The sequence below is a fragment of the Paenirhodobacter hankyongi genome, from assembly GCF_003664585.1.
GTDB lineage: Bacteria > Pseudomonadota > Alphaproteobacteria > Rhodobacterales > Rhodobacteraceae > Rhodobacter > Rhodobacter hankyongi.
On sequence record NZ_RCHI01000012.1, the window covers coordinates 23,961 to 48,630 of the forward strand.

General features: G+C 68.8%; 26 protein-coding genes. 15 read left to right on the forward strand and 11 right to left on the reverse strand.

What is annotated here, in order from left to right:
• The 3 genes from flgK to DYS74_RS12500 all read right to left on the reverse strand — a co-directional run bounded on the left by flgK (position 1) and on the right by DYS74_RS12500 (position 3,755).
• Complete coding sequence (flgK, locus tag DYS74_RS12490) at positions 1-1,446, reverse strand: flagellar hook-associated protein FlgK (RefSeq protein WP_121534026.1); 1,446 nt, start codon at positions 1,444-1,446, stop codon at positions 1-3.
• A gap of 24 nt (positions 1,447-1,470) precedes the next feature.
• The gene (locus tag DYS74_RS12495; protein ID WP_121534027.1) at positions 1,471-2,808 is read right to left on the reverse strand and encodes a flagellar hook protein FlgE; all 1,338 of its coding nucleotides are present in this window, start codon (positions 2,806-2,808) and stop codon (positions 1,471-1,473) included.
• A 95-nt stretch (positions 2,809-2,903) separates the two neighbouring features.
• Entirely contained in the window at positions 2,904-3,755 is an 852-nt protein-coding gene (locus tag DYS74_RS12500; protein ID WP_121534028.1) for a flagellar motor protein MotB, read from the reverse strand.
• Between the two features lie 124 nt (positions 3,756-3,879).
• On the opposite strand from DYS74_RS12500, the gene DYS74_RS12505 reads away from it, so the two are divergent.
• Genes DYS74_RS12505 through DYS74_RS12525 form a run of 5 tightly spaced genes read left to right on the forward strand, consistent with a single transcriptional unit; the run spans position 3,880 to position 8,308 of the window.
• On the forward strand, positions 3,880-4,500 hold the full coding sequence (locus DYS74_RS12505; RefSeq protein WP_121534029.1) for a paraquat-inducible protein A: 621 nt from the start codon (positions 3,880-3,882) through the stop codon (positions 4,498-4,500).
• Positions 4,497-5,120, forward strand: a complete 624-nt coding sequence (locus DYS74_RS12510) for a paraquat-inducible protein A (protein WP_121534030.1) — start codon at positions 4,497-4,499, stop codon at positions 5,118-5,120. The genes DYS74_RS12505 and DYS74_RS12510 overlap by 4 nt, the downstream gene beginning before the upstream one ends.
• Before the next feature lie 3 nt (positions 5,121-5,123).
• The gene (locus DYS74_RS12515) at positions 5,124-7,145 is read left to right on the forward strand and encodes a PqiB family protein (RefSeq protein ID WP_121534031.1); all 2,022 of its coding nucleotides are present in this window, start codon (positions 5,124-5,126) and stop codon (positions 7,143-7,145) included.
• A 12-nt stretch (positions 7,146-7,157) separates the two neighbouring features.
• Positions 7,158-7,715: a PqiC family protein gene (locus tag DYS74_RS12520; RefSeq protein ID WP_121534032.1), complete on the forward strand. Its 558-nt coding sequence runs from the start codon at positions 7,158-7,160 to the stop codon at positions 7,713-7,715.
• Positions 7,716-7,735: 20 nt separating this feature from the next.
• Positions 7,736-8,308, forward strand: coding sequence for a sugar O-acetyltransferase (locus DYS74_RS12525; protein ID WP_183077526.1), 573 nt, complete (start codon positions 7,736-7,738; stop codon positions 8,306-8,308).
• 15 nt (positions 8,309-8,323) lie between these two features.
• On the opposite strand, the gene DYS74_RS12530 is transcribed toward DYS74_RS12525, so the two are convergent.
• The gene (locus tag DYS74_RS12530; protein WP_121534034.1) at positions 8,324-8,869 is read right to left on the reverse strand and encodes a flavin reductase family protein; all 546 of its coding nucleotides are present in this window, start codon (positions 8,867-8,869) and stop codon (positions 8,324-8,326) included.
• A gap of 147 nt (positions 8,870-9,016) precedes the next feature.
• Here DYS74_RS12530 and DYS74_RS12535 point away from each other — a divergent pair, with 147 nt between their 5' ends.
• The 4 genes from DYS74_RS12535 (at position 9,017) to DYS74_RS12550 (ending at position 11,906) form a co-directional block, all read left to right on the forward strand.
• The gene (locus tag DYS74_RS12535; RefSeq protein WP_121534119.1) at positions 9,017-9,475 is read left to right on the forward strand and encodes a RidA family protein; all 459 of its coding nucleotides are present in this window, start codon (positions 9,017-9,019) and stop codon (positions 9,473-9,475) included.
• Entirely contained in the window at positions 9,472-10,236 is a 765-nt protein-coding gene (locus DYS74_RS12540; RefSeq protein WP_121534035.1) for a glycerophosphodiester phosphodiesterase family protein, read from the forward strand. The genes DYS74_RS12535 and DYS74_RS12540 overlap by 4 nt, the downstream gene beginning before the upstream one ends.
• A gap of 49 nt (positions 10,237-10,285) precedes the next feature.
• Entirely contained in the window at positions 10,286-11,452 is a 1,167-nt protein-coding gene (locus tag DYS74_RS12545; RefSeq protein WP_121534036.1) for a GNAT family N-acetyltransferase, read from the forward strand.
• Positions 11,453-11,516: 64 nt separating this feature from the next.
• Positions 11,517-11,906: a 4a-hydroxytetrahydrobiopterin dehydratase gene (locus DYS74_RS12550; RefSeq protein WP_121534037.1), complete on the forward strand. Its 390-nt coding sequence runs from the start codon at positions 11,517-11,519 to the stop codon at positions 11,904-11,906.
• A 28-nt stretch (positions 11,907-11,934) separates the two neighbouring features.
• Here the strand turns inward: DYS74_RS12550 and DYS74_RS12555 are convergent, their stop codons facing one another.
• Positions 11,935-12,423 (reverse strand): peroxiredoxin, encoded by a 489-nt coding sequence (locus DYS74_RS12555; protein ID WP_121534038.1) that lies wholly within the window; start codon positions 12,421-12,423, stop codon positions 11,935-11,937.
• 74 nt (positions 12,424-12,497) lie between these two features.
• On the opposite strand from DYS74_RS12555, the gene DYS74_RS12560 reads away from it, so the two are divergent.
• From DYS74_RS12560 to DYS74_RS12570, 3 genes are read left to right on the forward strand one after another with little or no spacing between them, the layout of a single operon-like run.
• Entirely contained in the window at positions 12,498-13,694 is a 1,197-nt protein-coding gene (locus DYS74_RS12560) for an NAD(P)/FAD-dependent oxidoreductase (protein ID WP_121534120.1), read from the forward strand.
• Positions 13,691-14,254 carry a 16S rRNA (guanine(966)-N(2))-methyltransferase RsmD gene (gene rsmD, locus DYS74_RS12565; protein WP_121534039.1) on the forward strand — a complete coding sequence of 188 codons (564 nt, stop codon included), beginning with the start codon at positions 13,691-13,693 and terminating at the stop codon, positions 14,252-14,254. The genes DYS74_RS12560 and rsmD overlap by 4 nt, the downstream gene beginning before the upstream one ends.
• Positions 14,251-14,898, forward strand: a complete 648-nt coding sequence (locus DYS74_RS12570; protein ID WP_121534040.1) for an HAD family hydrolase — start codon at positions 14,251-14,253, stop codon at positions 14,896-14,898. Before rsmD ends, DYS74_RS12570 begins: the two co-directional genes overlap by 4 nt.
• 69 nt (positions 14,899-14,967) lie before the next feature.
• Here the strand turns inward: DYS74_RS12570 and map are convergent, their stop codons facing one another.
• Positions 14,968-15,780, reverse strand: coding sequence for a type I methionyl aminopeptidase (gene map, locus DYS74_RS12575; protein ID WP_121534041.1), 813 nt, complete (start codon positions 15,778-15,780; stop codon positions 14,968-14,970).
• Positions 15,781-15,895: 115 nt separating this feature from the next.
• Here map and DYS74_RS12580 point away from each other — a divergent pair, with 115 nt between their 5' ends.
• Genes DYS74_RS12580 through DYS74_RS12590 form a run of 3 tightly spaced genes read left to right on the forward strand, consistent with a single transcriptional unit; the run spans position 15,896 to position 18,263 of the window.
• Entirely contained in the window at positions 15,896-16,624 is a 729-nt protein-coding gene (locus DYS74_RS12580) for a competence/damage-inducible protein A (protein ID WP_121534042.1), read from the forward strand.
• Positions 16,621-17,331: a GNAT family N-acetyltransferase gene (locus DYS74_RS12585; RefSeq protein WP_121534043.1), complete on the forward strand. Its 711-nt coding sequence runs from the start codon at positions 16,621-16,623 to the stop codon at positions 17,329-17,331. Before DYS74_RS12580 ends, DYS74_RS12585 begins: the two co-directional genes overlap by 4 nt.
• Positions 17,328-18,263 carry an OmpA family protein gene (locus DYS74_RS12590; protein ID WP_121534044.1) on the forward strand — a complete coding sequence of 312 codons (936 nt, stop codon included), beginning with the start codon at positions 17,328-17,330 and terminating at the stop codon, positions 18,261-18,263. Before DYS74_RS12585 ends, DYS74_RS12590 begins: the two co-directional genes overlap by 4 nt.
• Positions 18,264-18,297: 34 nt before the next feature.
• Here the strand turns inward: DYS74_RS12590 and DYS74_RS12595 are convergent, their stop codons facing one another.
• The 5 genes from DYS74_RS12595 to dnaN form a co-directional block, all read right to left on the reverse strand.
• Positions 18,298-19,203 carry a LysR family transcriptional regulator gene (locus tag DYS74_RS12595; RefSeq protein WP_121534045.1) on the reverse strand — a complete coding sequence of 302 codons (906 nt, stop codon included), beginning with the start codon at positions 19,201-19,203 and terminating at the stop codon, positions 18,298-18,300.
• Positions 19,204-19,381: 178 nt separating this feature from the next.
• Positions 19,382-21,832 (reverse strand): DNA topoisomerase (ATP-hydrolyzing) subunit B, encoded by a 2,451-nt coding sequence (gene gyrB / locus DYS74_RS12600; RefSeq protein ID WP_121534046.1) that lies wholly within the window; start codon positions 21,830-21,832, stop codon positions 19,382-19,384.
• 72 nt (positions 21,833-21,904) lie between these two features.
• Positions 21,905-22,351, reverse strand: coding sequence for a VOC family protein (locus tag DYS74_RS12605; protein WP_121534047.1), 447 nt, complete (start codon positions 22,349-22,351; stop codon positions 21,905-21,907).
• Positions 22,348-23,403 (reverse strand): DNA replication/repair protein RecF, encoded by a 1,056-nt coding sequence (recF, locus tag DYS74_RS12610; protein ID WP_121534048.1) that lies wholly within the window; start codon positions 23,401-23,403, stop codon positions 22,348-22,350. The genes DYS74_RS12605 and recF overlap by 4 nt, the downstream gene beginning before the upstream one ends.
• A 53-nt stretch (positions 23,404-23,456) precedes the next feature.
• Positions 23,457-24,575: a DNA polymerase III subunit beta gene (dnaN, locus tag DYS74_RS12615; protein WP_121534049.1), complete on the reverse strand. Its 1,119-nt coding sequence runs from the start codon at positions 24,573-24,575 to the stop codon at positions 23,457-23,459.
• Between the last annotated feature and the right edge of the window lie 95 nt (positions 24,576-24,670).

Here is a 24,670-nt window from a genome sequence, read left to right on the forward strand (position 1 = left end):
TCAAAGCTCCAGAATCCGTTGCATCATGTCGTCGATCGCCTGGATGACACGGGCGTTCGCCGCATAGCTCTGCTCGATCTGCAGAAGGGTCTGCATCTCGTAATCGGTGTCGATTCCCTCGGAAAAGGCCGCCTCCGACAGGCTGTCGTGCTGTGCGGCCGCCGAGGCGCTGCGCAGCTCGGCGGACTGGCGGGCGGTCGAGGCCTGCGAGAGCAGCTCGGCCGCGAGGCCCGAAGCGCTGCGTGCGGCCGTGCCAAGCGCACCGGACGCCGGCACGACGTCCTGGGCGAGCGCGTCGGCGAGTGCGTTCAGCAGCGTCGCATTGCCGACCGGCCCCTGTGCCGTGGCTCCGAGCCCGTCGCGCAGGCGCCAGACCGCACCGCCCGCGGCGGGATCGACCAGCGCGTTGAGCCGGAGGCGGCCGGCGAGCCCCGCCTCGTTCGCGGCATCGAAGGCCGTGCCGGCATCGGTGAAGAGGCCCGCCGCGCCTGCCGCGAGGGTCGGATCCACCCCCGGGTCCGCGAAACGCTCGACAAGGTTGCGGGCGAGGGCGTCGATCTGCGATTGCGCCGCGGGGGCGAGCGTGTCGCGCACCGCGAATGTGGCGCCGAGCGTGCCGCCGCCCAGCACGCCGTCATCCGTCGACGCGATCGGCTGGCCGTTGATCGTCAGACCGGAGAGCACGCCGCCCGCCAGGGTCATGTCCGCGGTCATCGCCCCGACCGGGGTGAAGCCGATCTCGACCGTCGAGGTCCCGTCAAGCAAAAGCGCCCCGCCGGTGGTGTAAAGCGTCACCTGCCCGCCCTGATGGGGGGCGCTGCGCAAGGGCACGATCTCGCCGATCTTGGCGATCAGGGCCTGACGCGTGTCGATCAGGCCGTTCGCATCGCGCCCGTTCGCCAGCTCGCCGGTGATCGTCCGGTTCAGATCGGCAACCTGGTGCAGCGCCGCGTTCAGGGTGTCGACCTGCGTCGCGATCGAGCGGTCGGCCTCCAGCCGGCTGTGCTGCAGATCGGCGGAAACCGCGTTGAGCTTGTCGGCGAGCGTGCCGGCCGCGGTGGCGACGGCGGTCAGCCGGGCGGTGCTGTCGGGTTGGCTCGAGGCCGCGATCAGCGAGGTCTCGAGATCGGAAAAGGCGGTCGAGAGCGACCCGCTCTCGCCGGGCGTGCCAAGCTGATCCTCGAAGCGCTGCAGAAAGCTGGTCCGGGTTTCGGCATTGCCGGCTGCGGCGCCGGCAAGACGCAGGTTTTGCTGCAGCGACTCGCTGACCGCGCGCGACACGCTGTCGATGCTCACCCCGCCGCCGGTGCGGGCGGAGAGCCCGACCTCGCGCCGCGCATAGCCATCGGTCAGCGCATTCGCGATGTTCGAGGAGACGACCTCTGCCATCCGCGACGTGGCCGTCAGCCCGGAGGTGGCGTTGTTGAAGGCCGATGAGATGCTCATGAGATCGTCTCCCGCTTACGGGCTTCAGCGCTTGATGTTCGTCGTCTCCTGCAACATCTCGTCCACGGTCTGGATGACCTTAGCGTTCGAGGAGTAGGCGCGCTGGGTCTGGATCAGGTTGGTCAGCTCCTGCGCCACGTCGACGGCCGAGCCCTCGCGCGCATAGCCCTCGATCGTGCCCGTCGGGCCGTCGCCGGCATCCCACAGGAAGAACGAGCCGGAGGTCGGCGAGACCTGGAAGGTCTGGTTGTCGAGCGCGCTGAGCCCGTTCGGATTCGGCACGTCGACCAGCGGGATCTGATAGACCGTCCGGATGAAGCCGGTGTCGTAGGTGGCCTTGATGAAGCCCGCGTCGTCGATCTCGACCGCGGTCAGATTGCCGACCGGCGAGCCGTCCTTGGTGATCGAGGTCGGCGCGAAATCGGTGGCGAGCTGCGTCAGACCGTTCGCATCGCCGATCTTGCCGATCGTCAGGGTGATGTTCTGCAGCCCCTCGGCCACGCCGAGGCTCACGGTGCCGGTCGCGGGGTCATAGGTGCCGCCCGACAGCGTCGAGACCGAGGCGAGCGTGCCGCCGTTCACGCTGGTGTTGTCGAAGACCAGCGTATACTCGCCCATGATGCTTTCGTCCGCGGCGGTGGCCGGATCGTCGATCGTCGCCGAATCGCGGATCACCATTGTCCATTCGTTCGAGGAGCCGCTCGCCGGCACCGTGGGCGTGAAGGTGATGTCGAGCGATTCCGAATTCCCGAGGTTCCCGAAATACTCGACCGAGAGCGGCAGCGCATCGCCGCTGCTGCCCGCGCCGGTTTCCGAGGAGGGCAGGTTCACCCCGAGGTTCATCGCCGTGGTCGGGTCGCCCGCGGTCTGGTTGGCGTTGATCACCACCGGGACGAGGCCGCCGACGGTGTCGCGCGGCATCGTCGGGATCGAGCCGTCGGCATTCGCCGGCCAGCCCAGCAGCACAAGCCCCGAATCGGTGCGCAGCACGCCGTCGCTGTCGGTGTGGAACGACCCCGTGGTGGTCATCATCAGCGGCTGTTCGCCCTGCGTCTTGTCATAGGTCGCGGCGCTGGCAACGGGGAGGAAGCCGCGGCCGGACACCGCGAGATCGGTCGCGTTGGCGGTCGAGACGATCGAGCCACGCTCGTCGATCAGCCGCCCGGTCGAGGCGCGGACGCCGCCGGCGGAATAGGTGCCCGAATTGCGGGTCTGCGCGAGAACCATGCTTTCGAAATCGGTGGTGGCGCGCTTGTACCCATAGGTGCCGGAATTGGCGATGTTGTCGGAGATCGTCGCGAGTCGGGTCGCATTGGCCGCAAGGCCGGCCACACCCGCATTGAGCGAAGAGGAAATGGACATGAAAGCGCCTTTCTGCTGCTGCGTCCTTCGATCAGCCGGAACTCTGCGGCAGGCCGTGTTAACAGCCGCCTAACATGGCCGATTTTCCCGCTTTTCTAGTGCTGCTCGCGCAGCAGGATCAGTTCGAGCCGGTTGTTGCGGGCCGACATCGGCGGCTCGGTTGCCGGGGCGCGGTCGGCATAGCCGGTCACCCGCTGGATCCGCTGCCGGTCGAATCCCTTCTGCTCGAGCAGCGCGCGCATCGCCTGTGCCCGGGCCAGCGACAGGTCCCACACCGGGTTCTCGCGCAGCATCGCGGGATAGGCGTGCACATGGCCGTTCAGCGCGACCTTGTTGGTGACCAGACCGAAGACCTTCGCCAGCACCGCCGCGATCTCGCCCAGAACGGGTTCGGGCGTGGCGCTGTCGCCGGCGAACAGCGGCGCCCCGTCGAGATCGAAGAACTCGACGATCAGCCCCTCGTCCGTCACCCGCGTCACGATGTGCCGCGCCAGGTTCTGCGTCGCCATCGACTCGCCGCCCAGCCCCTGCAGGGCCGAATCGACATCGCGCGCCATCTGCGCGAATTGCTGCTGCTCCTGCGATCCGTCGGCAACCTCGGCCCCGCCGGCGCCCTGCGCCTGCTGCACAGTCGTCGGTCGCTGTTCGGACGCACCGGTCCCGTCATGCGCCATCTGCCGGTCCGAAAACACCGAGTCGCCGCCGAAGGCGCCGTCGCCCCCGCCCGAGACCCGGTTGATCGGCACCGTCGGATTGAAGTAGTCGGCCAGCCCCTTGCGCTGTTTCTCCGTGGTCGCGTTCAGCAGCCACATCATCAAGAAGAAAGCCATCATCGCGGTGACGAAGTCGGCATAGGCGACCTTCCAGGCGCCACCGTGATGCCCGCCGCCGCGCACCAGCTTCTTGCGCTTGATGATCACCGGGACGGCGTTGTCGCGCATGCTCATCGGTGCCCCTCGCCTGCTCCTCCGGCAGGCCTAGCAGCGCGGCATTAATGTGCCCTTAATGGGAAAAATGCTCCGGCTTCCGCGTGCGGCTTGCGGTGCGGCGGGGGGAGGCTATGTTCGGGGCATGTCCGTGCCGCCCGAGACCATAGATGCGCTGATCGCCTGTCCGCGCTGCGATACGCTGCATCGCAGCCATGCGCTGGCCGAGACCGAGCGCGCCGCCTGCGCGCGCTGCGGCACATTGCTGATCACGCCGCGGACGCGGTCCTTCCTGCATGTGGTGGCGCTGTCCTTCACCGCGATGATCCTGATGGTGGCGGCGGTGTTCTTTCCCTTCCTCGGCATCTCCTCGCACGGGCTCTCGCATGAAAGCTCGGTCTTCGAGGCGGCAATGGCGTTTTCGGACGGCTGGCTTGCGCCGCTGTCGCTTGCCGTGCTGCTGGCCATCGTGCTGCTGCCCGTCGCCCGCTTTGCCGCGCTCATCTACACGCTCTGGCCGCTGTCGAACGGCCGCCCGCCCTACCGCCACGCCGCCCTCGCCTTCCGCTTCGCCGAAGAGTTGCAGCCCTGGTCGATGGCCGAGATCTTCGTCATCGGCACCGGCGTCGCCCTGGTGAAGGTGGCGGGGCTCGCCGAGATTTCCTTCGGGCCGGCGTTCTGGGCCTTTTGCACGCTGATCGTGGTCACCGTGCTGAAGACCGCCTTCATGAGCAAGTGGACGATCTGGGAGGCGATTGGCCGATGACCGACCATCCCCCCTTCCTCACCGCGACCGATGCCGGGTTGACCGGCTGCACCAGCTGCGGACGGGTCTGGCCCGCGGGCACGGCGCGCTGCGGCCGCTGTGGCGCGCATCTGCACCCGGTCAGCACCGCAAGCCTGCAACCGGTCTGGGCCTGGTGGGTGGCGGGGCTGATCTTCTACATTCCGGCGAACCTCTATCCGATGCTGCTGACCGCAACGCTCACCGGGCATCAGCAGAACACCATCCTTGGCGGCGCGGTCGAGCTGGCGCAGCACGGCAGCTGGGGCGTGGCGGGGATCATCTTCCTCGCCTCGATCCTGATCCCGATCTCGAAATTCCTCGCCATCGCCTATCTTGCCCTGTCCGTCGGCACCGAGCGACGGGCGGGCAGCCACCGCCATCTGCTGCTGTACGAGGTCGTCGAGTTCATCGGCCGCTGGTCGATGATCGACGTCTTCGTGGTGGCGGTGCTGTCGGCGCTGGTGCAGCTCGGCTTCGTCGCCTCGATCCATCCGGGGCCGGCCGCCGCGGCCTTCGCGCTTTCGGTTGCCTTCACCATGCTCTCGGCGCAAAGCTTCGACCCCCGGCTGATCTGGCGCGGCCCCACGGAGAATGAGTGACCCATGACGACTGACCCGCAGCCCGCCGCGCTGAAGACCGAACCCGCGCCGAACCCGATCTGGACCCGGCTCTCGGTGGTCTGGCTGGTGCCGCTTCTGGCGCTGGCGATCACCCTCGGCATCGCCTGGAAGACCTATGCCGACCGCGGCATGCTGATCGAGATCGACTTCGCCGACGCGACCGGCATCGTGCCCGGCGAGACGCCGCTGAAATTCCGCGAGGTCGATGTCGGCAAGGTCGAGAGCGTGGGCTTCAGCCCCGACCTCACCTCGGTGCGCGTCGGCGTGCGGGTGAACAAGGACGTGGCGCAATACATCGACGACGAGGCGCGCTTCTGGGTGGTGCGCCCCGAGGTCACCACGCAGGGGATCTCTCGGCTCGACACGGTGCTGTCGGGCGCCTTCATCGAGGGCTGGTGGGACGCGACGCCGAAGGGGCACAAGACCCTCTTCACCGGGCTCGACCGCCCGCCCGTCGCGCCCGACCCGACCAAGGGCACGGTGGTCGAGCTGCGCGCCGACGATGCGGGCGGCATCGCCGAGGGGGCGCCGGTTCTGTTTCGCGGCGTCACCGTCGGCCGGATCCAGAACCTGCGGCTGAACGAGGGCGACTCGGGCGTCACCGTCGACGCCTATATCGAGGCACCGCATGACAAGCGGCTGAGCACCACCACCCGGTTCTGGGACACCTCGGGGATCTCGGTCTCGCTCGGGGCCTCGGGGGTCAGCCTCGACATGCGCTCGCTCGCCACGCTGGTGCAGGGCGGGGTCGAGTTCGACACCCTCTCGACCGGCGGCGGCCTGGTCGAGAACGGCCACGCCTTCCGCCTCTATCCGAGCGCGGAAGAGGCAAAGGCCTCGATCTTCGGCGCCGAGCTGGTCGATCCGCCGCGCTATGCGCTGCTGTTCGACGACGCGATCAGCGGGCTGTCGCGCGGCTCGAAGGTGCAGTTCCGCGGTGTCGAGGCGGGCGAGGTCACCGATGTCTCGGTCAAGGTGCAGACCGATTCCACCGGCACCCGCTATGCCCAGCAGCAGGTGGTGATCGCGCTCTCGCCCGAGCGGCTTGGCCTGGCGCGCGACACCGACACGCAGATCGTCACCGAGTTCCTGGAAACCGAGGTCGAGGCCGGGCTGCGCGCCCGCATCGCCGGCACCGGGCTTCTGGGCACGACGCTGGTGATCGAGCTTGTCGATATTCCCGACCTGCCGGTGGCAAAGATGGGGCTCGACGCGAAGCCCTTCCCGACGATCCCGACGGCCCCCGCGGCGCAAAACGACCTTGCCGCCTCGGCCAAGGATGTCTTCGGCCGGATCAACAAGCTGCCGATCGAGGAGCTGATGGCCTCGGCGATCCGCACGCTCGATTCGGTCTCGGCGATCGCCGAAAGCCAGGATACGCGGGCGGTGCCGGGCAACCTCTCGGGCCTCTTGTCGGAAATGCAGACGCTGGTCGGCGAGCTGAACAAGCAGGATGCGGCGAACAAGACGATCACCGCGATCGACGGCGTGTCTTCCGCCGCCACGAGCTTCCTGACCGAGATCGACGGGCTGCACGAGACGCTCGATTCCGCCGACAAGGCGGCGCAGGCGGTGGCGGCGATGCCGCTCGAGGATATCGGCAAGAACGTTGACGGGCTGATCGCCGACATCCGCGGCATGCTGGGCACCAAGGATGCCGAGCGGCTGCCGAAGGCGCTGTCCGACACGCTCGAACAGACCGCCGGTCTGCTCGAGGAGCTGCGCGCGGGCGGGGCGGCCGAGAAGCTGAACGGCACGCTGGTCGCGACGCAGGATGCCGCGAGCGCGATCTCCGACGCTTCGGGCAAGCTGCCCGAGCTGACGGCAAAGCTCGATGCGCTCGTCACCCAGGCCCAGGGGCTGGTGGCCGCCTATGGCGACCGCTCGACCTTCAATTCCGAGATGGTCAGCACGCTGAGCGAGCTGCGCCGCGCCACCGCGGCCTTCGGCTCGCTCGCGCGAATGATCGAACGTAACCCGCGCGCCTTCATCCTTGGCCGCTGACCGGAGAGTGCCATGACCCGTCTCCTTCTTCTTGCCACTGTCGCGGCGCTGGCCGCCTGTTCGAACCCGGAAAAGACCGCGCGCTACACCATCGACCCGCCGGCGGCGACGCAGCGCCTGCCCGACCGGCTCGGCATGGCCGAGCTGCGCGAGGTGTCCTTGCCGCAATATGCCTCGGGGCAGGAGATCGCCTGGCAGGGGGCGGATGGCGCGCTGCATTCGACGCCGAAGACGATCTGGGCCGACGATCCGCCGCGAGCGGTGACGCTGGCGCTGGCGCGGCAGATCTCGGCGCTTTCCGGGGCGCGGGTGATCGCCGAGCCCTGGCCGCTGGCCGACGGGCCGCAGCGCCGCATCGAGGTGCGGGTCGAACAGTTCATGGCGCAGGCCGACGGCGTGGTGCGGCTGACCGGCAGCTATTACGTCACCCCGGCGATGGCCGAGGGCCGCGACATCGTGCGCCGCTTCGACCTGAGCGTGCCGCTTGCGGGCGAGGGACCGGCCGCGATCGCCGCGGCGCAGTCGCAGGCGGTGGCGCAGCTGGCCGAACAGATCGCCCGGCTCGACTAGGGAACGCCACCTTGGACGAGATGGAAAAAGCCGCGGCCGGCTTGCTTTACGACGCGAACCACGACCCGGGCCTTGTGGAGAAGCGTCGCGCGGCGAAGCGGCTTCTGTTCGAGCTCAACGGGCTGCACCCCGATGAGGAGATGCGGCGCCATGTGCTGTTCAGGCGCCTGCTCGGCCGCACCGGGGAGGCCTTCACCTTCGACGGCGCCTTCCACTGCGACTATGGTTTCAACATCGAGATCGGCGAGAATTTCTATGCCAACGTGAACCTCGTCATCCTGGATGGAGCGAAGGTCACGATCGGGCGCAACTGCTTCATCGCGCCGAATGTCGGCATCTACACCGCGGGTCACCCGCTCGACGCCGAGCAGCGCGCCATGGGGCTGGAATATGCGCGGCCGGTGACGATCGGCGACGATGTCTGGATCGGTGCCGGCGTCTCGATCCTGCCCGGGGCGACGATCGGCGCGGGCAGCGTCATCGCCGCCGGATCGGTGGTGCGCGGGGATGTTCCCCCGAATGTCATCTGCGCCGGCAACCCCGCGCGGGTGATCCGCGAGATCACCGAAAGCGACCGCGCGCGGTATCGCTGAAGGGCGCGGCCCCGCTCAGCTCGGTTCGAACCGGCCGTAGCGACCGCCGGCGAAGACCAGCGGCTCGCCCTCGCCACACAGCGCGAAGCGGATCACCCGACCGATGATGATGGTGTGATCGCCGCCCTCATGCGTCGCCTCGGTGCGGCATTCGAACCGGGCGAGCACGTCGTCGAAGACCGGCACGCCTTCGGCGTTCTGCCGGTGGTCGAGCCCCGCGAAGCCCTCGCCCTTGCCGGTGAAGCGCTGTGCGAGGCTCTGCTGGCCGAAGCCCAGCACATGCACCGCGAAGGCCTGCGCGACCGAGAAATGCCGGTGCCGCATCGAGGAACGCGCCGCCGACCACAGCACCAGCGCCGGATCGAGCGAGACCGAGGCGAAGCTGTTCGCGGTGATCCCCACCGGCGCGGCGCCATCGGCCTCGCAGGTGGTGATGACGGTGACCCCGGTGGCGAACCGGCCAAGCGCGTCGCGGAATTGCCGCGGATCGACCGGGTCGGGCATCGGGCTTGCCTCTTCGGCCCGGCTGACGGCGGCTTCGATCTGGTGGCTCTCGCGCATCGCATCCCCTTTCGACGGCGCCGGCCTGTGCCGCCGGCTGCCCCTGATCTAGCGCGTTGTGGCGCATTTCACAGCCTCTTTCGTCGGCAAAAGCGCTTGAGCCCCGGGCGGCGAGATCCTAGCGTCGCGCCGGACATGGAGGGAATCATGAGCCTGATCGAAACGCGTCTTGCCGAGCTTGGACTCGAGCTGCCGCCGGCCCCGGCGCCGGCGGCGAATTACGTGCCCTTCGTGCGCACGGGCAACCAGCTCTTCGTCTCGGGGCAGATCTCGTCGGATGCGACGGGGCTGATCACCGGTCGTCTCGGCGCCGATCTGAGCATCGAGGAAGGCGCCGCCGCCGCCCGCCGCTGCGGGCTTGCGCTGCTGGCGCAGGCGCGCGCCGCGCTGGGCGATCTCGACCGCGTGACGCGGGTGGTCAAGCTCGTGGGCTTCGTCAACTCGACGCCCGAGTTCACCGACCAGCCGAAGGTGGTGAATGGCGCCTCGGACCTGATGGTCGAGGTCTTCGGCGAGATCGGGCGCCACGCCCGCTCGGCGGTCGCTGCGCCCTCGCTGCCGCTGGGCGTCGCCGTCGAGATCGAGGCGATCTTCGAGGTCGCATGATGCTGTCCCCCGACTTCCTGCGCCTGCCGGTCGCGCATCGCGGCTATCACGACCGCGCCGCCGGCCGCCCCGAGAACAGCCTGGCCGCCGCGCGCGCCGCGATTGCCGCGGGCTATGCGATCGAATGCGATCTGCAGCCCTCGGCCGATGGCGTGCCGATGGTGTTTCACGATTACGACCTGCGCCGGCTGACCGGCGTGGCCGGCCGGATCGGCGGCTTCACCGCGGCCGAGCTGGCCGCGATGCCGCTTCTGGGCGGTGACGAGGGAATCCCGACGCTCGCAGAGCTTCTGGCCCTCGTCGCCGGCCGGGTGCCGCTGCTGATCGAGATCAAGGACCAGCACGGCGCCATGGGCGGCACCGACGGTGCGCTCGAACGCGCGGCGGCGGCGCAGATCGCGGCCTATGCCGGGCCGGTCGCGGTGATGTCCTTCAACCCGAACGCCATCGCGGCCTTCCGTGCCGCGGCACCCGATGTGGCGGTGGGGCTGACGACCTCGGCCTATACCGCCGAGGACTGGCCTCTGCTGCCCGCCGCGGTGCGAGACAGCCTGCGCGAGATCCCCGATTACGACCGCGTCGGTGCGTGCTTCATCTCGCACGAGGCGGCGGCGCTGGACACGCCACGGGTCGCGGCCCTGAAGGCGCAGGGCGCGGCCATCCTGTGCTGGACGATCCGCTCGCCCGAGGCCGAGGCCACGGCGCGCAAGATCGCGCAGAACATCACCTTCGAGGGCTATCCGGCGCCGATCCCGGCTTGACGCCGCGTCGCGGCGCGCCACCATCGGGGCAGGTTTCCCGAGGGGGCAGATGAGCGCGGCCGTCGAAGTTTCGATTCTTTCCGGAGTTTCCGAGATTTCGGAAACCGACTGGAACGCCTGCGCCTGTCCCGAGGCCCAGGACGGGGCGCGCCCGCTTGATCCGTTCACCACGCATCGCTTCCTGACCGCGCTCGAGACCTCGGGCTCGGTCGGCGAGGGCACCGGCTGGATGCCGCGGCCGATGGTGGCGCGGCAAGCGGGGCAGGTGATCGCCGTCGCGCCGCTCTATCTGAAAAGCCATTCGCAGGGCGAATATGTCTTCGACCACGGCTGGGCCGAGGCCTTCGAGCGCGCGGGCGGGCGCTATTACCCGAAACTTCAGGCCGCGGTGCCCTTCACCCCGGTCACCGGCCGTCGCCTGCTGACCCGCCCGGGGCACGAGGCTGCGGGCCGCGCCGCGCTGTTGCAGGCGATGGCCGAGGTGGCCGGGGGCGCGGGGCTCTCCTCCGTCCACCTCACCTTCTGCACCGAAGACGAGGTGACGGCGGCGACCGGGGCGGGCTGGCTGCACCGCACCGGCATGCAGTTCCACTGGACCAACCGCGGCTATGGCAGCTTTGACGATTTCCTCGCCGATCTCGCCTCGCGCAAGCGCAAGGCGCTGCGCAAGGAGCGCGAGCGGGCGCAGGGGTTCGGCGGCACCATCCGGGCGCTGACCGGCGATGCGATCGGGCCCGAGCACTGGGCGGCGATGTGGGCCTTCTATCAGGACACCGGCGGGCGGAAATGGGGCCGGCCTTATCTCACCCGCGCCTTCTTCGATGCGCTGCACGCGCTGCGCGACGAGGTGCTTCTGGTGCTGGCCGAGCGCGATGGCATTCCCGTCGCCGGGGCGCTGAACCTGATCGGGCGCGAGGCGCTCTTCGGCCGCTATTGGGGCTGTCTCGAGGATCACGCCTTCCTGCATTTCGAGCTGTGCTATCATCAGGCCGTCGACTGGGCGATTGCCCATGGCCTGGATCGCGTCGAGGCCGGCGCGCAGGGCGAGCACAAGCTGGCGCGCGGCTACATGCCGGTGACCACCCATTCCGTCCACCGGATCGCCCATCCGGGGCTGCGCCGGGCGGTCGACGACTATCTTCAGGCCGAACGCCCCGCCATCGCCGCAGAAATCGAGGCGCTGGCCGCACTTGGCCCCTTCCGCACCGAGGAGTGAACCGCGGGCTTTGGCCCGGCGCCCCGATGTGCAAGGATGGGGCGAACAGCACGGAGGACCGAGAATGGCCGAGATCCTGAGCGAGGAAGAACGCACCGCCCTGCTGCCCGCGCTCGAGGCGACGGGGTGGCGTGCCGCCCCCGAGGGGGACGCGCTGCGCAAGGTCTGGAAGTTCCGCAGCTTCTCGCAGGCCTGGGGGTTCATGGCGCGCGTCGCGCTCGAGGCCGAGAAGATGGATCACCACCCGGACTGGCGCAACAGCTACAACGTGGTGGACATCCGCCTGACCACCCATTCCTGCGGCGGGCTGAGCGTGCTGGACACCGAGCTGGCGAATTGTCTCGACGCGATCGAGACCGAGGCCGAGATCATCCTCGATCTCGCGCGCCCGATCGCCTGCCTGTGCGCGGAAAAGGCCGCGGCGGTGGCCCCGGAGCCCCCGCCCGAAGGCTGAGGGGCGCCACGCGGCGCCCCCCGGATCGTCACATCGCGGCGAGCAGACCCTCGCCCGCGGAGATCTCGCAGGTGCCGGGCGATTCCTCGCGGTGCAGGATCTTCACCACGCCATCCTCGACCAGCATCGCATAGCGGGCCGAACGGTTGATGAGACCGGCGGGCGGGGCCGAGAAATCCATCCCGATTGCGGTGGTGAAGGCCGATTCCGCATCGGCGAGCATCGAGATCCCGGCCGCATTCGCGCCGGTCGCATCGCCCCAGGCCTTCATCACGAAGGGGTCGTTGACCGAGATGCAGATGATCTCGTCGACGCCCTTCGCGGCGAACTTGTCCTTGGTGCGGATGAAGCTCGGCACATGGGCGGTGGTGCACACGCCGGTATAGGCGCCGGGCACGGCAAAGATCACCACCTTGCGCCCCTTCATCTTGGCACCGAGGCTCACCGCCTCGGGCCCGTTGTCTCCCAGAACCAGCAGCGTGGCGCCGGGAAGCACGTCCCCAACCGTTACAGTCATGTCGTCCCTCTCGCGTTGCATGTCGTTGCCCCGAGGATATAGGGTCGGCGCGCAACGGGACCAGAGGTGAGATGATGGCGGGGATCGTGATTGTCGGGGGCGGCCAGGCGGCAGCGTCGATGGCGGCAAAATTGCGGGGGCTGGGCTATGTCGGCGCGGTGACGATCCTTGGCGCGGAGCCGGTCGCGCCCTATCAGCGCCCGCCGCTGTCGAAGGGCTATCTTCTGGGCCAGATGCCGCTCGATCGGCTGACGCTGCGCGGTGCCGACTGGTGGACGACGAATGACATCACGCTGCGCACCGGGCTGCGCGTCGAGGTGATCGACCGCGCCGCGAAGACGGTGACGGCGGCGGGCGAGGTGTTCGCCTATGACCAGCTGGCGCTGTGCACCGGCGCCCCGCCGCGCCGCCTGCCCGCGGCGATCGGCGGCGAGCTGCCCGGCGTCTATACCGTGCGCACCCTTGCCGATGTCGACGCGATGGAGCCCGAATTCCGCGCCGGCCGCCGCCTCGTGGTGATCGGCGGCGGCTATATCGGGCTCGAGGCCGCGGCGGTCGCCTCGAAACTCGGGCTGAGCGTGACGCTGATCGAGGCGGCGCCGCGCATCCTCGGCCGCGTCGCCTGCGCCGAGACCGCCGGCGCCATCCGCGCCCTGCATGTCGCCCATGGCGTCACCATCCTCGAGGGGATCGGGCTGAAGCGGCTGACCGGCGAGACCCGCGTCACCGGCGCCGAGCTGGCCGACGGCCGGGTCATCGACGCCGATTTCGTCATCACCGGCATCGGCGTCACGCCCGAGACCGGGCTGGCCGCGGCGGCGGGACTGAAGGTCGAGAACGGCATCGCCGTCGATGCGACGGGCCGCACAGACGACCCGTCGATCTGGGCCGCGGGCGATTGCGCCGCCTTCCCCTGGATGGGCGCGCGGCTGCGCATGGAAAGCGTCGGCAACGCCATCGACATGGGCGAGCTGGTGGCCGAGAACATGCTGGGCGCCGGCAAGGCCTATGCGCCCAGGCCCTGGTTCTGGTCCGACCAGTTCGACGCCAAGCTGCAGATCGCCGGGCTCAACACCGGCTATGACCGGGTGGTGACGCGGCAGGGCGAGGGCGCCTCGTTCTGGTATTTCCGCGGCGAGACTCTGATCGCCGTCGACGCGCTGAACGATGCCCGGGCCTATATGATCGGCAAGCGGCTGATCGAGGCGGGCAAGCCCGTGACGCCCGAACAGATCGCCACCGAAACAGACCTGAAGGCGCTGATGAAATGAGGATCATCGGGGGAGACCGCCGTGGCCTGAAGCTCGCCGATGTGGGCGAGGGCGATGCGCAGGCGCATCTGCGCCCGACGACCGACCGCGTGCGCGAGTCGATCTTCAACCTTCTGATCAACGGCACGCACGGCAACCCGGTGCCGGGCGCGCGGGTGCTTGACCTCTTCGCCGGCACCGGCGCGCTTGGTCTCGAGGCGCTGTCGCGTGGCGCGGCGCGCGTGGCCTTCGTCGACGACGGCACCGCGGCGCGCGCGCTTCTGCGCCGCAACATCGAGCTGATGCGGGCGATGGGCGTCACCGATGTCTGGCGCCGCGACGCCACCGCCATGGGCCCGTGCCGTGGTGCGGGCTATGACCTTGTCTTCCTCGATCCGCCCTATGGCATGGGGCTGGGCGAGAAGGCGGTGGCCTCCTGCCTCGCGAATGGCTGGATCGCCCCGGGCGCGATGATCGTGTGGGAGGAAAGCGTTTCCCCCGCCGTGCCCGCGCCGCTCGAACAGATCGACCAGCGCCGCTACGGCGATACCCTTGTCACCCTTGCCCGGATGCCCGCATGAAACCCCAGGCTGTTCTTTTCGACTGCGACGGCGTGCTCGTCGACAGCGAGCCCGCCACCTTCGCCCTGATCCAGTCGGACTTTGCCGCGCACGGGCTGCCGATGGAGATCCCGGCGCTCGAGGATCTGTTCATCGGCGGCACCATCGAGGGCGTGGCCGAGCAGGGCCGGGCGCTTGGCGCGGCGCTGCCCGCCGATTGGGTCGACAGCTATTACCCGCGGCTCTACGCCCGGCTGCGCGCCGGCACGCCGCTGATGCCGGGGGTGGCCGCGCTGCTCGCCCGGCTTGACGCCGAGGGGATTCCCTTCGCCGTCGGCTCGAACGGGCGCGGCGCGAAGATGGAGGCGACGCTGGGCCAGCACCCGAAGATCCGCGCCCGGCTCGAGGGGCTGCTGTTCTCGGGCCAGGATCTGGGCTGCCCGAAACCCGCGCCCGATCTTTACCTGCACGCGGCCCGCGCGCTTGGCGCCGATCCGGCGCGCTGCGTGGTGATCGAGGACAGCGCGACCGGCGCGCGCGCGGCGAAGGCCGCCGGCATGCGCTGTCTCGGCTATGCGCCGCAGGGAGAGAACCCGCGGCTTGCGGCGGCGGGGGCAGAGATCTTCACCGACATGGCGCAGGTGCCGGCCCTGATCGGGCTCTGAGCCTTCGGTGTTTTCCTGGCGAAAATACTCCGGGGGCCCGGGGGCAGGGCCCCCGGCGCTTCCCCCGGCTCAGCGCCAGGTCGGATGGAAGCGGTTCGCGGGCGAGAGGGTGAAGATCTCGCAGCCGTCGGCGGTCACGCCCACGCAATGCTCGAACTGCGCCGACAGCGACTTGTCGCGGGTCACCGCGGTCCAGTCGTCGGCCAGCACCTTGGTTTCATAGCGGCCAAGGTTCACCATCGGCTCGATGGTGAAGATCATCCCCTCTTCCAGCACCGGGCCCGAGCCCGCGCGGCCGTAATGCAGCACGTTCGGCGGGGCGTGGAAGACGCGGCCGACGCCATGGCCGCAGAAGTCGCGCACCACGCTCATCCGGTTGCCCTCGACATAGGTCTGGATCGCGTGGCCGATGTCGCCGAAGGTGTTGCCGGGCTTCACCTGCTCGATGCCGATCATCAGCGATTCATGGGTGACGTCGATCAGCCGCTCGGCCTTGCGGCTGAGATTGCCCGCGACATACATCCGCGAGCTGTCGCCGAACCAGCCGTCGAGGATGACGGTGACGTCGATGTTCAGGATGTCGCCGTCGTGCAGCACCTTGTCCGAGGGGATGCCATGGCACACGACATGGTTCACCGAGATGCACGAGGCGTGCTTGTAGCCCCGATAGCCGATCGTCGCCGAGGTGGCGCCGAGCTCGACAAGGCGGTTGCGGATGAAATCATCGAGCTCTGCCGTGGTCACGCCCGGCTTCACGAGGTCGGCGACCTCGTCGAGGATCTGTGCGGTGACCTGGCAGGCGGCGCGGATGCCATCGAAATCGCTGGTGGTGTTGTAGATGCGAATCCCGTCCTTGGTGACGCGGCCCCGACTCTCTTCCACTGATCTTCTCCTGCTTGTTGGCCCCCTAGATAGTCACAAAAGCATGGCTTGGCCAGAGCCGGGCTTTTCCGGCACCGGGCGCGGGCCTATACATTTGCGCAAAAGGAGGCCCGACATGCCCAATCCGACCGCTGCCATCCTGATCATCGGCGACGAGATCCTCACCGGCCGCACCCGCGAGGGCAACGCCTGGTTCCTCGCGCAGGAGCTGGTCAAGGTGGGCATCGACCTGCGCCAGATCCGCGTCATCGGCGACGACCACGCCACCATCGTCGCCGCGGTGCGCGAGCTCTCGGCGGCGCATGACCAGCTCTTCACCTCGGGCGGCATCGGGCCGACGCATGACGACATCACCGCCGATGCCGTGGCCGATGCCTTTGGCCGCACCATCGGCGTGCGCGAGGATGCCCGCGCGATCCTGGCCGCCCATTACGCCGCCCGCGGCCTCGAGTTCACCGAGGCGCGGCTGCGCATGGCACGCATCCCCGAGGGGGCGGCGCTGATCGACAACCCGGTCTCGGCGGCGCCGGGCTTCTCGGTCGAGAACTGCCACGTGATGGCGGGGGTGCCGAACATCTTCCATGCGATGGTGGCGGGGCTTCTGCCGCGGCTCACCGGCGGCGCGCCGCTCCTCAGCCGCAGCCTTCAGCTGATGGTGCCCGAGGCGACGATCGCCGACGCGCTGCGCGCGCTTGCCGCGGCGCATCCCGAGGCGAGCTTCGGCTCCTATCCCTTCGTCACCGAGGGGCGTTATGGCACCAACCTCGTGGTGCGCTCGACCGTTCCCGCGGCGCTCGAAGGGGCCTTCGCCGCGCTGCAGGCCACCTTCCCGGAGGGGCAATGACCGATCTTTTCGAGGTGATCGACGCCACCTGGCCCGCCGCCAGCACCCGGCTTGCGGGCGGGTTCAAGGTGCGCGAGGGGCTGGGCGGCGGCTCGCGCGTCAGCACCGCAAGCCTTGAAGTGCCGCTGGACGAGGCAGACATCGATGCCGCCGTCGCCGCGCATCGCGCCCTTGGCCAGCCGCCGAAGTTCATCGTCCGTCCGGGCGAGGCGGCGCTGGATGCGGCGCTGGCCGCGCGCGGCTTCGAACTCTTCGACCCGGTCACCCTCTTCACCGCGCCGATTGCGGCGCTGCCCTCCGACGTGCCGCCGGTCACCGCCTTCGCGCATTGGCCGCCGCTGGCCATCACCCGCGAGGTCTGGAGCGAGGGCGAGATCGGCCCCGAGCGTCAGGCGGTGGCCGAGCGCGCGGCGGGCCCGAAGGCCGCGGTTCTGGGCCGCACGTCCGACCGCGCCGCGGGGGCGGGTTTCGTCGCGATCCACGACGGCGTCGCGATGCTGCACGCGCTCGAGGTGCTGCCCGCCTTCCGCCGTCGCGGCCTTGCCCGCGCGATCATGGCCGAAGCCGTCCGCTGGGCCGGGGGCGAGGGCGCCGAGACCTTCGCCCTGGTCGTGCGCAGCGCCAATGCGCCGGCGATTGCCCTTTATACCGCGCTCGGCATGGTGCCGGCCGGCAATTACCACTATCGCCGCGAGCCTGCCGCATGAGACTGCCCGTTCTGGCGCTGATTGGCGCCGCCCTGCTTGCCTCTCCCGTTCTTGCCGCGCCGCTCGAGCTGTCGCTGCCCGAGGGCGCCGCGGTCTCGGCCGAGGCCACCAATGCCGCCACCAGCTATCGGATGCTGACCGGTCCCTGGCAGGATGGCGTGGGGCCGGCGAGCACGCTCGAGGGCACGCGCACCGACACCGCCTGGCGGCTGCGCGCCGATCAGGAGACGACGCTGCAGATCCTCGCGCCCCTGCGCGACCAGATCCAGGCGGCGGGCTATACCATCCTCTATCAATGCGAGACCGAGGCCTGCGGCGGCTTCGACTTCCGCTATGAGCTCGACCTGCTCTCCGAGCCCGAGATGCACGTCGATCTGGGCGATTTCCGCTATCTCTCGGCGCGGCGGGGCACCGATTGGCTGGCGCTGACCGTCTCGCGCTCCTCGGAATCGGGCTTCCTGCATCTGACGACGATGACGGTGCAGGACGTGCGCCCGGCCACGCCGGACAATCCGCTCGCCTCGCCGACGCCCGCGCCGGCGATCGCGCCCTCGGATTTCGCCACGCAGATCGAGGCGAAAGGGGCGGTGGCGCTGGATGACCTGATCTTCGAGAGCGGCGCGACCGATCTTGGCCCCGAGGATTTCACCTCGCTCAAGGCGCTGGCCGATTACCTGTCGACCCGGCCCGAGGCAGTGATCGTCCTTGTCGGGCATACCGATGCGACCGGTGGGCTCGAGGCGAATATCGCGCTGTCGAAGCGGCGGGCGGAATCGGTGCGGGCGCGGCTGATCGCCGATTACGGCGTCGCGCCCGAGCAGGTGAACGCCGAGGGCGCGGGCTGGCTGGCGCCGCGCGCCACCAGCCTGACCCCCGAGGGGCGGGACAAAAACAGACGGGTCGAAGCGATCCTTGCCCCGACCCGTCAGTGACGGCGCCCGACGGAGTGGCGCCGCGCGAGGGAATTCACCAGTTGTCGGGGCCCTTGTCGGCGAAGGTCTGGGCCAGGAAGTCGATGAAGGCGCGCACCTTGGGCTGGGTGAAGCGCCCGGGCGGATAGACGGCATAGATGCCCAGCGTCTCCATCGGCAGATCGGGGATCGCCTCCTCGACCAGCCCCTGTTTCATCGCGTCGGCGTAGAGGAACGAGGGCAGATAGGCGATGCCGAGCCCGGCGATGCAGGCATGCAGAAGCGACTGCCCGTCGTTCACCGTCAGCCAGCCGGCCGAGCGCACCTGCCGCCGCTCGCCCGAGGGCGCGGTGATCTTCCAGACGTTGCCGTTCGACTGGCTGGAATAATGCAGAAGCTTGTGCTCGTTCAGATCGTCGATCTTCAGCGGCCGGCCGTATTTCTGGAAATAGGAGGGCGCGGCGATCATCCGGCGCGAGCTTTCGGTCAGCTTGCGCGCGCGCAGCGTGCTGTCTTCCAGCTCGCCCACCCGGATCGCCATGTCGAAGCCTTCCGAGATCAGCTCGACATAGCGGTTGGTCAGCACCATGTTCACGGTGATCTCGGGATATTCCTGCAGAAAATCGCCCAGCACCGGCGACAGCAGGTTCACCCCGAAATCGGTGGCAACGGAAATCCGCAGCAGACCCGAGGGCGCCACCTGCATCGCGGTGACCAGCGCGTCGGCCTCGCCCGCGTCGTTCAGCACGCGCCGGGCGCGGTCGTAATAGGCAAGGCCGATCTCGGTCGGCGAGACGCGGCGGGTGGTGCGGTTCAAAAGCCTTGCGCCAAGACGCGCCTCAAGCGCCGAGACGTGCTTCGACACGGCAGACTTGGAGATGCCCATCTTCTTCGCCGCATCGGTGAAGCCGCCCTGATCGACGACAGTGGCAAAGGCTTCCATTTCGGTCAGGCGGTCCATTGTGCACCCTTCGGGAACGTTTCTCGGTCCCTCAATCCATCGGTGTGAAATCGGGCGCAAATGGGGCCCGGCGGGGACAATACGGGGGAATTGCACAGAATGGGGAAACGATCGCCCGTCAGGGTTAAGGCCCGGGGCGCGGGATCGGGCGCCGGATCTGCCGGCGCCCGATCGGGGCTCAGAAGTCGAGGTTCTCGACGTTGAGCGCGTTTTGCTGGATGAATTCGCGGCGCGGCTCGACCACGTCGCCCATCAGCTTGGTGAAGATGTCGTCGGCTTCGGCCACATCGTCGATCTTCACCTGCAGCAGGGTGCGCGCCGAGGGGTCGAGCGTGGTTTCCCACAGCTGTTCCGGGTTCATCTCGCCCAGCCCCTTGTAGCGCTGCAGTGTCAGCCCCTTCTCGCCCTCCGACAGGATCGCCTGCAAAAGCGCCAGCGGGCCATAGATCAGCTGCTCGCGGTCCTTGCGGATCAGCTTCGCAGGCGTGCCATAGACCTCCTGCAGCAGCGCGGTGTGCTGCGCCAGTCGCCGCGCCTCGCCCGAGCGCAGCACTGTGCCGTCGAGGGTGCGGTGCTCCTCGACGCCGCGCACCATGCGCGCGAAGCGCAGCCCGTGGTCCTGCGTCGGACGGCCGCTCCAGCCGCGCTCGTATTCCAGCGCAACAAGGTCGAGCCGCGTCGCCACCGCATTCGCCACGCCCTGCGCATCGGCATCGACCCGGCCGGGCACCAGGGCGCCGGCGATCGCCGCCTGTTCGAGGATGCTTTGCGGGTAATGCGTCGGGAAGGCCTGCAGGATGCGGCGGATCATCCGCGCCTCCTCGACCACGCGCTCGAGATCGGCACCGGTGATCTCCTGCCCGTCGCCAAGCCGCAGCCGCGCGCCCTCGGTGCCCTGATGGATCAGGAATTCCTCGAAGGCGGCCTGATCCTTCAGATAGACCTCGGACTTGCCGCGCGTCACTTTGTACAGCGGCGGCTGCGCGATGTAGAGATAGCCGTTCTCGATCAGCGAGGGCATCTGCCGGAAGAAGAAGGTCAGCAGCAGGGTGCGGATGTGGGCGCCGTCGACGTCGGCATCCGTCATGATGATGATCTTGTGATAGCGCAGCTTGTCGATGTTGAACTCGTCGCGCCCGATGCCGGTGCCAAGCGCGGTGATCAGCGTGCCGATCTGTTCCGAGCCGAGCATCCGGTCGAAGCGCGCGCGCTCGACGTTCAGGATCTTGCCGCGCAAGGGCAGCACCGCCTGGTTCTTGCGCTCGCGCCCCTGCTTGGCCGAGCCGCCGGCCGAATCCCCCTCGACCAGGAAGAGTTCGGAATCGGCGGGGTCCTTCGACTGGCAATCGGCCAGCTTGCCGGGTAGCGAGGCGACGTCCATCGCCGTCTTGCGCCGGGTGAGTTCACGCGCCTTGCGCGCCGCCTCGCGGGCAAGCGCCGCCTCGACGATCTTGCCGACGATCGTGCGCGCCTCGCCCGGGTGTTCCTCGAACCATTCGCCAAGCTTCTCGTTCACCAGGTTCTCGACCGCGGGCCGGACCTCGGAGGAAACGAGCTTGTCCTTGGTCTGGCTGGAGAATTTCGGATCTGGCACCTTGACCGACAGAACGCAGGTCAGCCCCTCGCGGGCGTCGTCGCCGGTGAAGTCGATCTTCTCTTTCTTGGCGATGCCGCTGTCCTGGGCGTATTTCGTCAGCGTCCGGGTCAGTGCGCCGCGCAGGCCGGCCAGGTGCGTGCCGCCGTCGCGCTGCGGGATGTTGTTGGTGAAGGGCAGCACCGCCTCGTGATAGCCGTCGTTCCACCACAGCGCCACCTCGACGCCGATGCCGCGCACCTCGCCGACCATGTAGATCGGTTCGGGGATCAGCGCGCTCTTCGAGCGGTCGAGGTATTTGACGAATTCCTTGACGCCGCCGTCATAATGCAGCTCGACATGCAGCGGCTCGGCCGGGCGCTCGTCCTCGAGCAGGATGCGCACGCCCGAGTTCAGGAAGGCCAGTTCCCGCAGCCGCGTTTCCAGTGTCTTGAAGCTGTAGTCGAGGTTCGAGAAGGTGCCCTCGGGATCGGTCGTCTTGGCCGAGGCCATGAAGCGCACCTCGGTGCCCTTCTCGCCCGGCGCATCGCCGATCTCGCGCACATGCTCGACGCATTCGCCCTTCTCGAAACGGGCGAAATAGACCTTGTCGTTGCGCCAGACCTTGAGTTCGAGCCAGTCGGACAGCGCGTTCACCACCGAGACGCCGACGCCATGCAACCCGCCCGAGACCTTGTAGGCGTTGCCGCCCTCGTCGGTGTTGTTGAACTTCCCGCCCGCGTGCAGCTGGGTCATGATGACCTCGGCCGCCGAGACGCCCTCTTCGTGGTGCATGTCGACCGGGATGCCGCGGCCGTTGTCGCGCACCGAGACCGAGCTGTCGGCGTGGATCTTCACCGCGACGTAATTCGCATAGCCCGCGAGCGCCTCGTCGATGCCGTTGTCCACGACCTCATAGACCATGTGATGCAGGCCCGAGCCGTCGTCGGTGTCGCCGATATACATGCCCGGCCGTTTGCGCACGGCCTCCAGGCCCTTGAGAACCTTGATGGACTCCGCGCTGTAGTCGGACTTCTTCGGGCTGTTTTCGGTCATGCGCGCCTATCCTGACAAGTGTTGCGGACTTATAGGAGTTCGGCGGGGGAATGTCACGCGTCAGCGGGGTTTTCAGGGCAGGACGGTGCCGTCCGGCAGCGCCAGCGTTCCGTCTTCCGCAAGCGGCCAGAACGGGTTTCGCGCCACTTCCCAGACATGGCCGTCAAGGTCGGCCCAATAGCCGGAATAGCCGCCCCAGAAGGTGCGTGCGGGCGGTTTCACCGGCTCGGCGCCGGCGGCGAGCGCGGCCGCGAAGGCCGCATCCACATCGGCCTCGGTGGCGAAATTCTGCGCCAGCGTGATCGCGCCGGTGCCCAGCGGCACCTCGGGCCGGCCCTGATCCTCGGCCAGATCCTTCAGCCCGAAGAGGCCAAGCGCCATCCCCGGCATGCGGAAGAACACCACCGCCTGCGTCGCCTCGGCCGGGCGCCAGCCAAGCGCCTCGTAAAAGCGGCGCGCCTTCGTCAGGTTGCGTACACCGAGCGTGATCAGGGTCACGCGCTGCACCGGATAGCTCATTGCACCTCCTCGACCTGCGAGGTGCCCCCCGCCTCGGTCACCTGCCAGCCCTGACCCCGTGTGCCGAGGCTGTCGAACAGCTCGGCCCCGGTGCCGGTCATCATCACCTGCGCGGAGAGCGCGCAGACCTCGTCATAAAGCGCGGCGCGCCGGCCCGCGTCCAGATGCGCCGCGACCTCGTCGAGCAAAAGCACGCAAGGCGCGCCCGCAACTGCCCGCGCATTGGCCAGCAGAAGCGAAATCAGAAGCGCCTTCTGCTCGCCGGTCGAGCATTGCGCGGCCGGGATCGCCTTCTCGGCATAGATCGCCTCGAGATCGGCGCGGTGCGGGCCTTCGAGCGTACGCCCCGCCGCCATGTCACGCCGCCGCCCCGAGGCCAGCGCCGCCGCCAGATCCGCCGGCCCCTCGTTCACCAGCGTCAGCGTCGCCGCCGGAAAGGCCGTCGCCGCGCCCGCCTGCGCCGCCGCGATCCGGGTCAGCGCCTCGGTCCGCGCCGCGCTGATCCGCCCGGCGGCTTCGGCCATCCGCGTCTCGAGCGCGCCATACCAGCCCGCGTCGGTCACCATGTCCTTGAGCAGCCGGTTGCGCTCGCGCATCGCCTTTTCATAGGCCAGCACCGCCTCGGCATGGGAGGGATCGAAGGAAAGCGTCATCCGGTCGAGAAACCGCCGCCGCCCCTCGGCCGCCTCGATCCAGAGCCGGTCCATCGAGGGCACGAGCCACAGCACCCGCATCAGCCGGCCAAGCGCCAGCTGCGGCGCGGCCTTGCCGTCGATCGTCACCTCGCGCGAGGCGCCGGGCAGGGCCATGGTCTCGACCGCCTGACCGCCGATCTCGGCGCGGATCTTCCAGCCCACGGCCTCCTGCCGGCGGATCAGCTCCTCGGCGCCCGCCCGGCGCAGCCCGCGCCCCGGCGACAGCAGCGACACGGCTTCAAGCACCGAGGTCTTGCCCGCGCCATTCGGCCCCCAGATCGCCACCGGCCGGCCGTCGAAGGTGAACTGCGCACGGCGATGCGAGCGGAACTGCAGCAGCGTCAGGTCCCGCAGCATCGGCCCCTCGTTTTCCTGGCAAAAAAGACTCCCGCCGGAGGCGTTCGTGCGCCTCACACGCGCATCGGCATCACGACATAGACCGCCGAGGTGTCATTGCCCTCGCGCATCAGTGTCGGATCGCCCGAGGAGTTGAACAGGAAGACGGCGTTCTCGCGGTCGACCTGGCTGGCAATCTCCAGCAGGTATTTCGCGTTGAAGCCGATCTCCAGCCGCTCGTCGTCATAGGCGACGGCCAGCTCTTCCTCGGCCGCGCCGGAATCGGGGGCGTTGACCGAGAGCACCAGCCGGTCTTCCTCGAGGCTCAGCTTGACGGCGCGCGAGCGTTCCGAGGACACGGTGGCCACGCGGTCGACGGCCTTGGCAAACTCCGCCGCATCCACTTCCAGCCGGCGGGCGTTGCCCATCGGGATCACACGCGAATAATCGGGGAAGGTGCCGTCGATGACCTTCGAGGTCAGGGTGATCTCGGGCGTGGCGAAGCGGACCTTGGTCTCGCTGACCGAGACCGCGATATCGGCCTCGTCGTCATCGAGAAGCTTGCGCAGCTCGTTCACCGTCTTGCGCGGCACGATCACGCCCGGCGTGCCTTCGGCGCCCGCGGGCAACGGCGCGTCGATGCGGGCCAGGCGGTGGCCGTCGGTCGCCACGCAGCGCAGCACCGGGCCGCTCTCGCCGGTCGCCACATGCATGTAGACGCCGTTCAGGTAATAGCGCGTCTCCTCGGTCGAGATCGCGAATTTCGACTTGTCGAACAGCCGCTTCAGCATCCCCGCCTTGGCGGTGAAATTCGCCGTGTATTCCGACGAGGCCATGACCGGGAAATCTTCCTTCGGCAGCGTGGCGAGGTTGAAGCTCGACCGCCCCGCCTGGATCGTCAGCCGCCCCGCGGCCGGATCGTCGGCGAGCACGACCAGCGCACCGTCGGGCAGCTTGCGCACGATCTCGTGCAGCATCACCGCCGAAACCGTCGTCGCGCCCGCGCGCTCGACCTGCGCCGGGGCCTTGTTCACCACCTCGATGTCAAGGTCGGTGGCGCGGAAGGACACGCTGTCGCCCTCTGCCTCGACCAGCACGTTGGCCAGGATCGGGATGGTGTTGCGCCGCTCCACGACCGACTGGGCCTGCGCCACGGCCTTGAGCAGTGCGGCGCGTTCGATGCTGATCTTCATTTCCATCCCTCACGGCAACCGGGGGCGGAAAGGTAGCATCTCCCCGCACCGGCACAAGTTTTTTCGGACATTCGGCCGCTTTGGCCGAAGCGTCA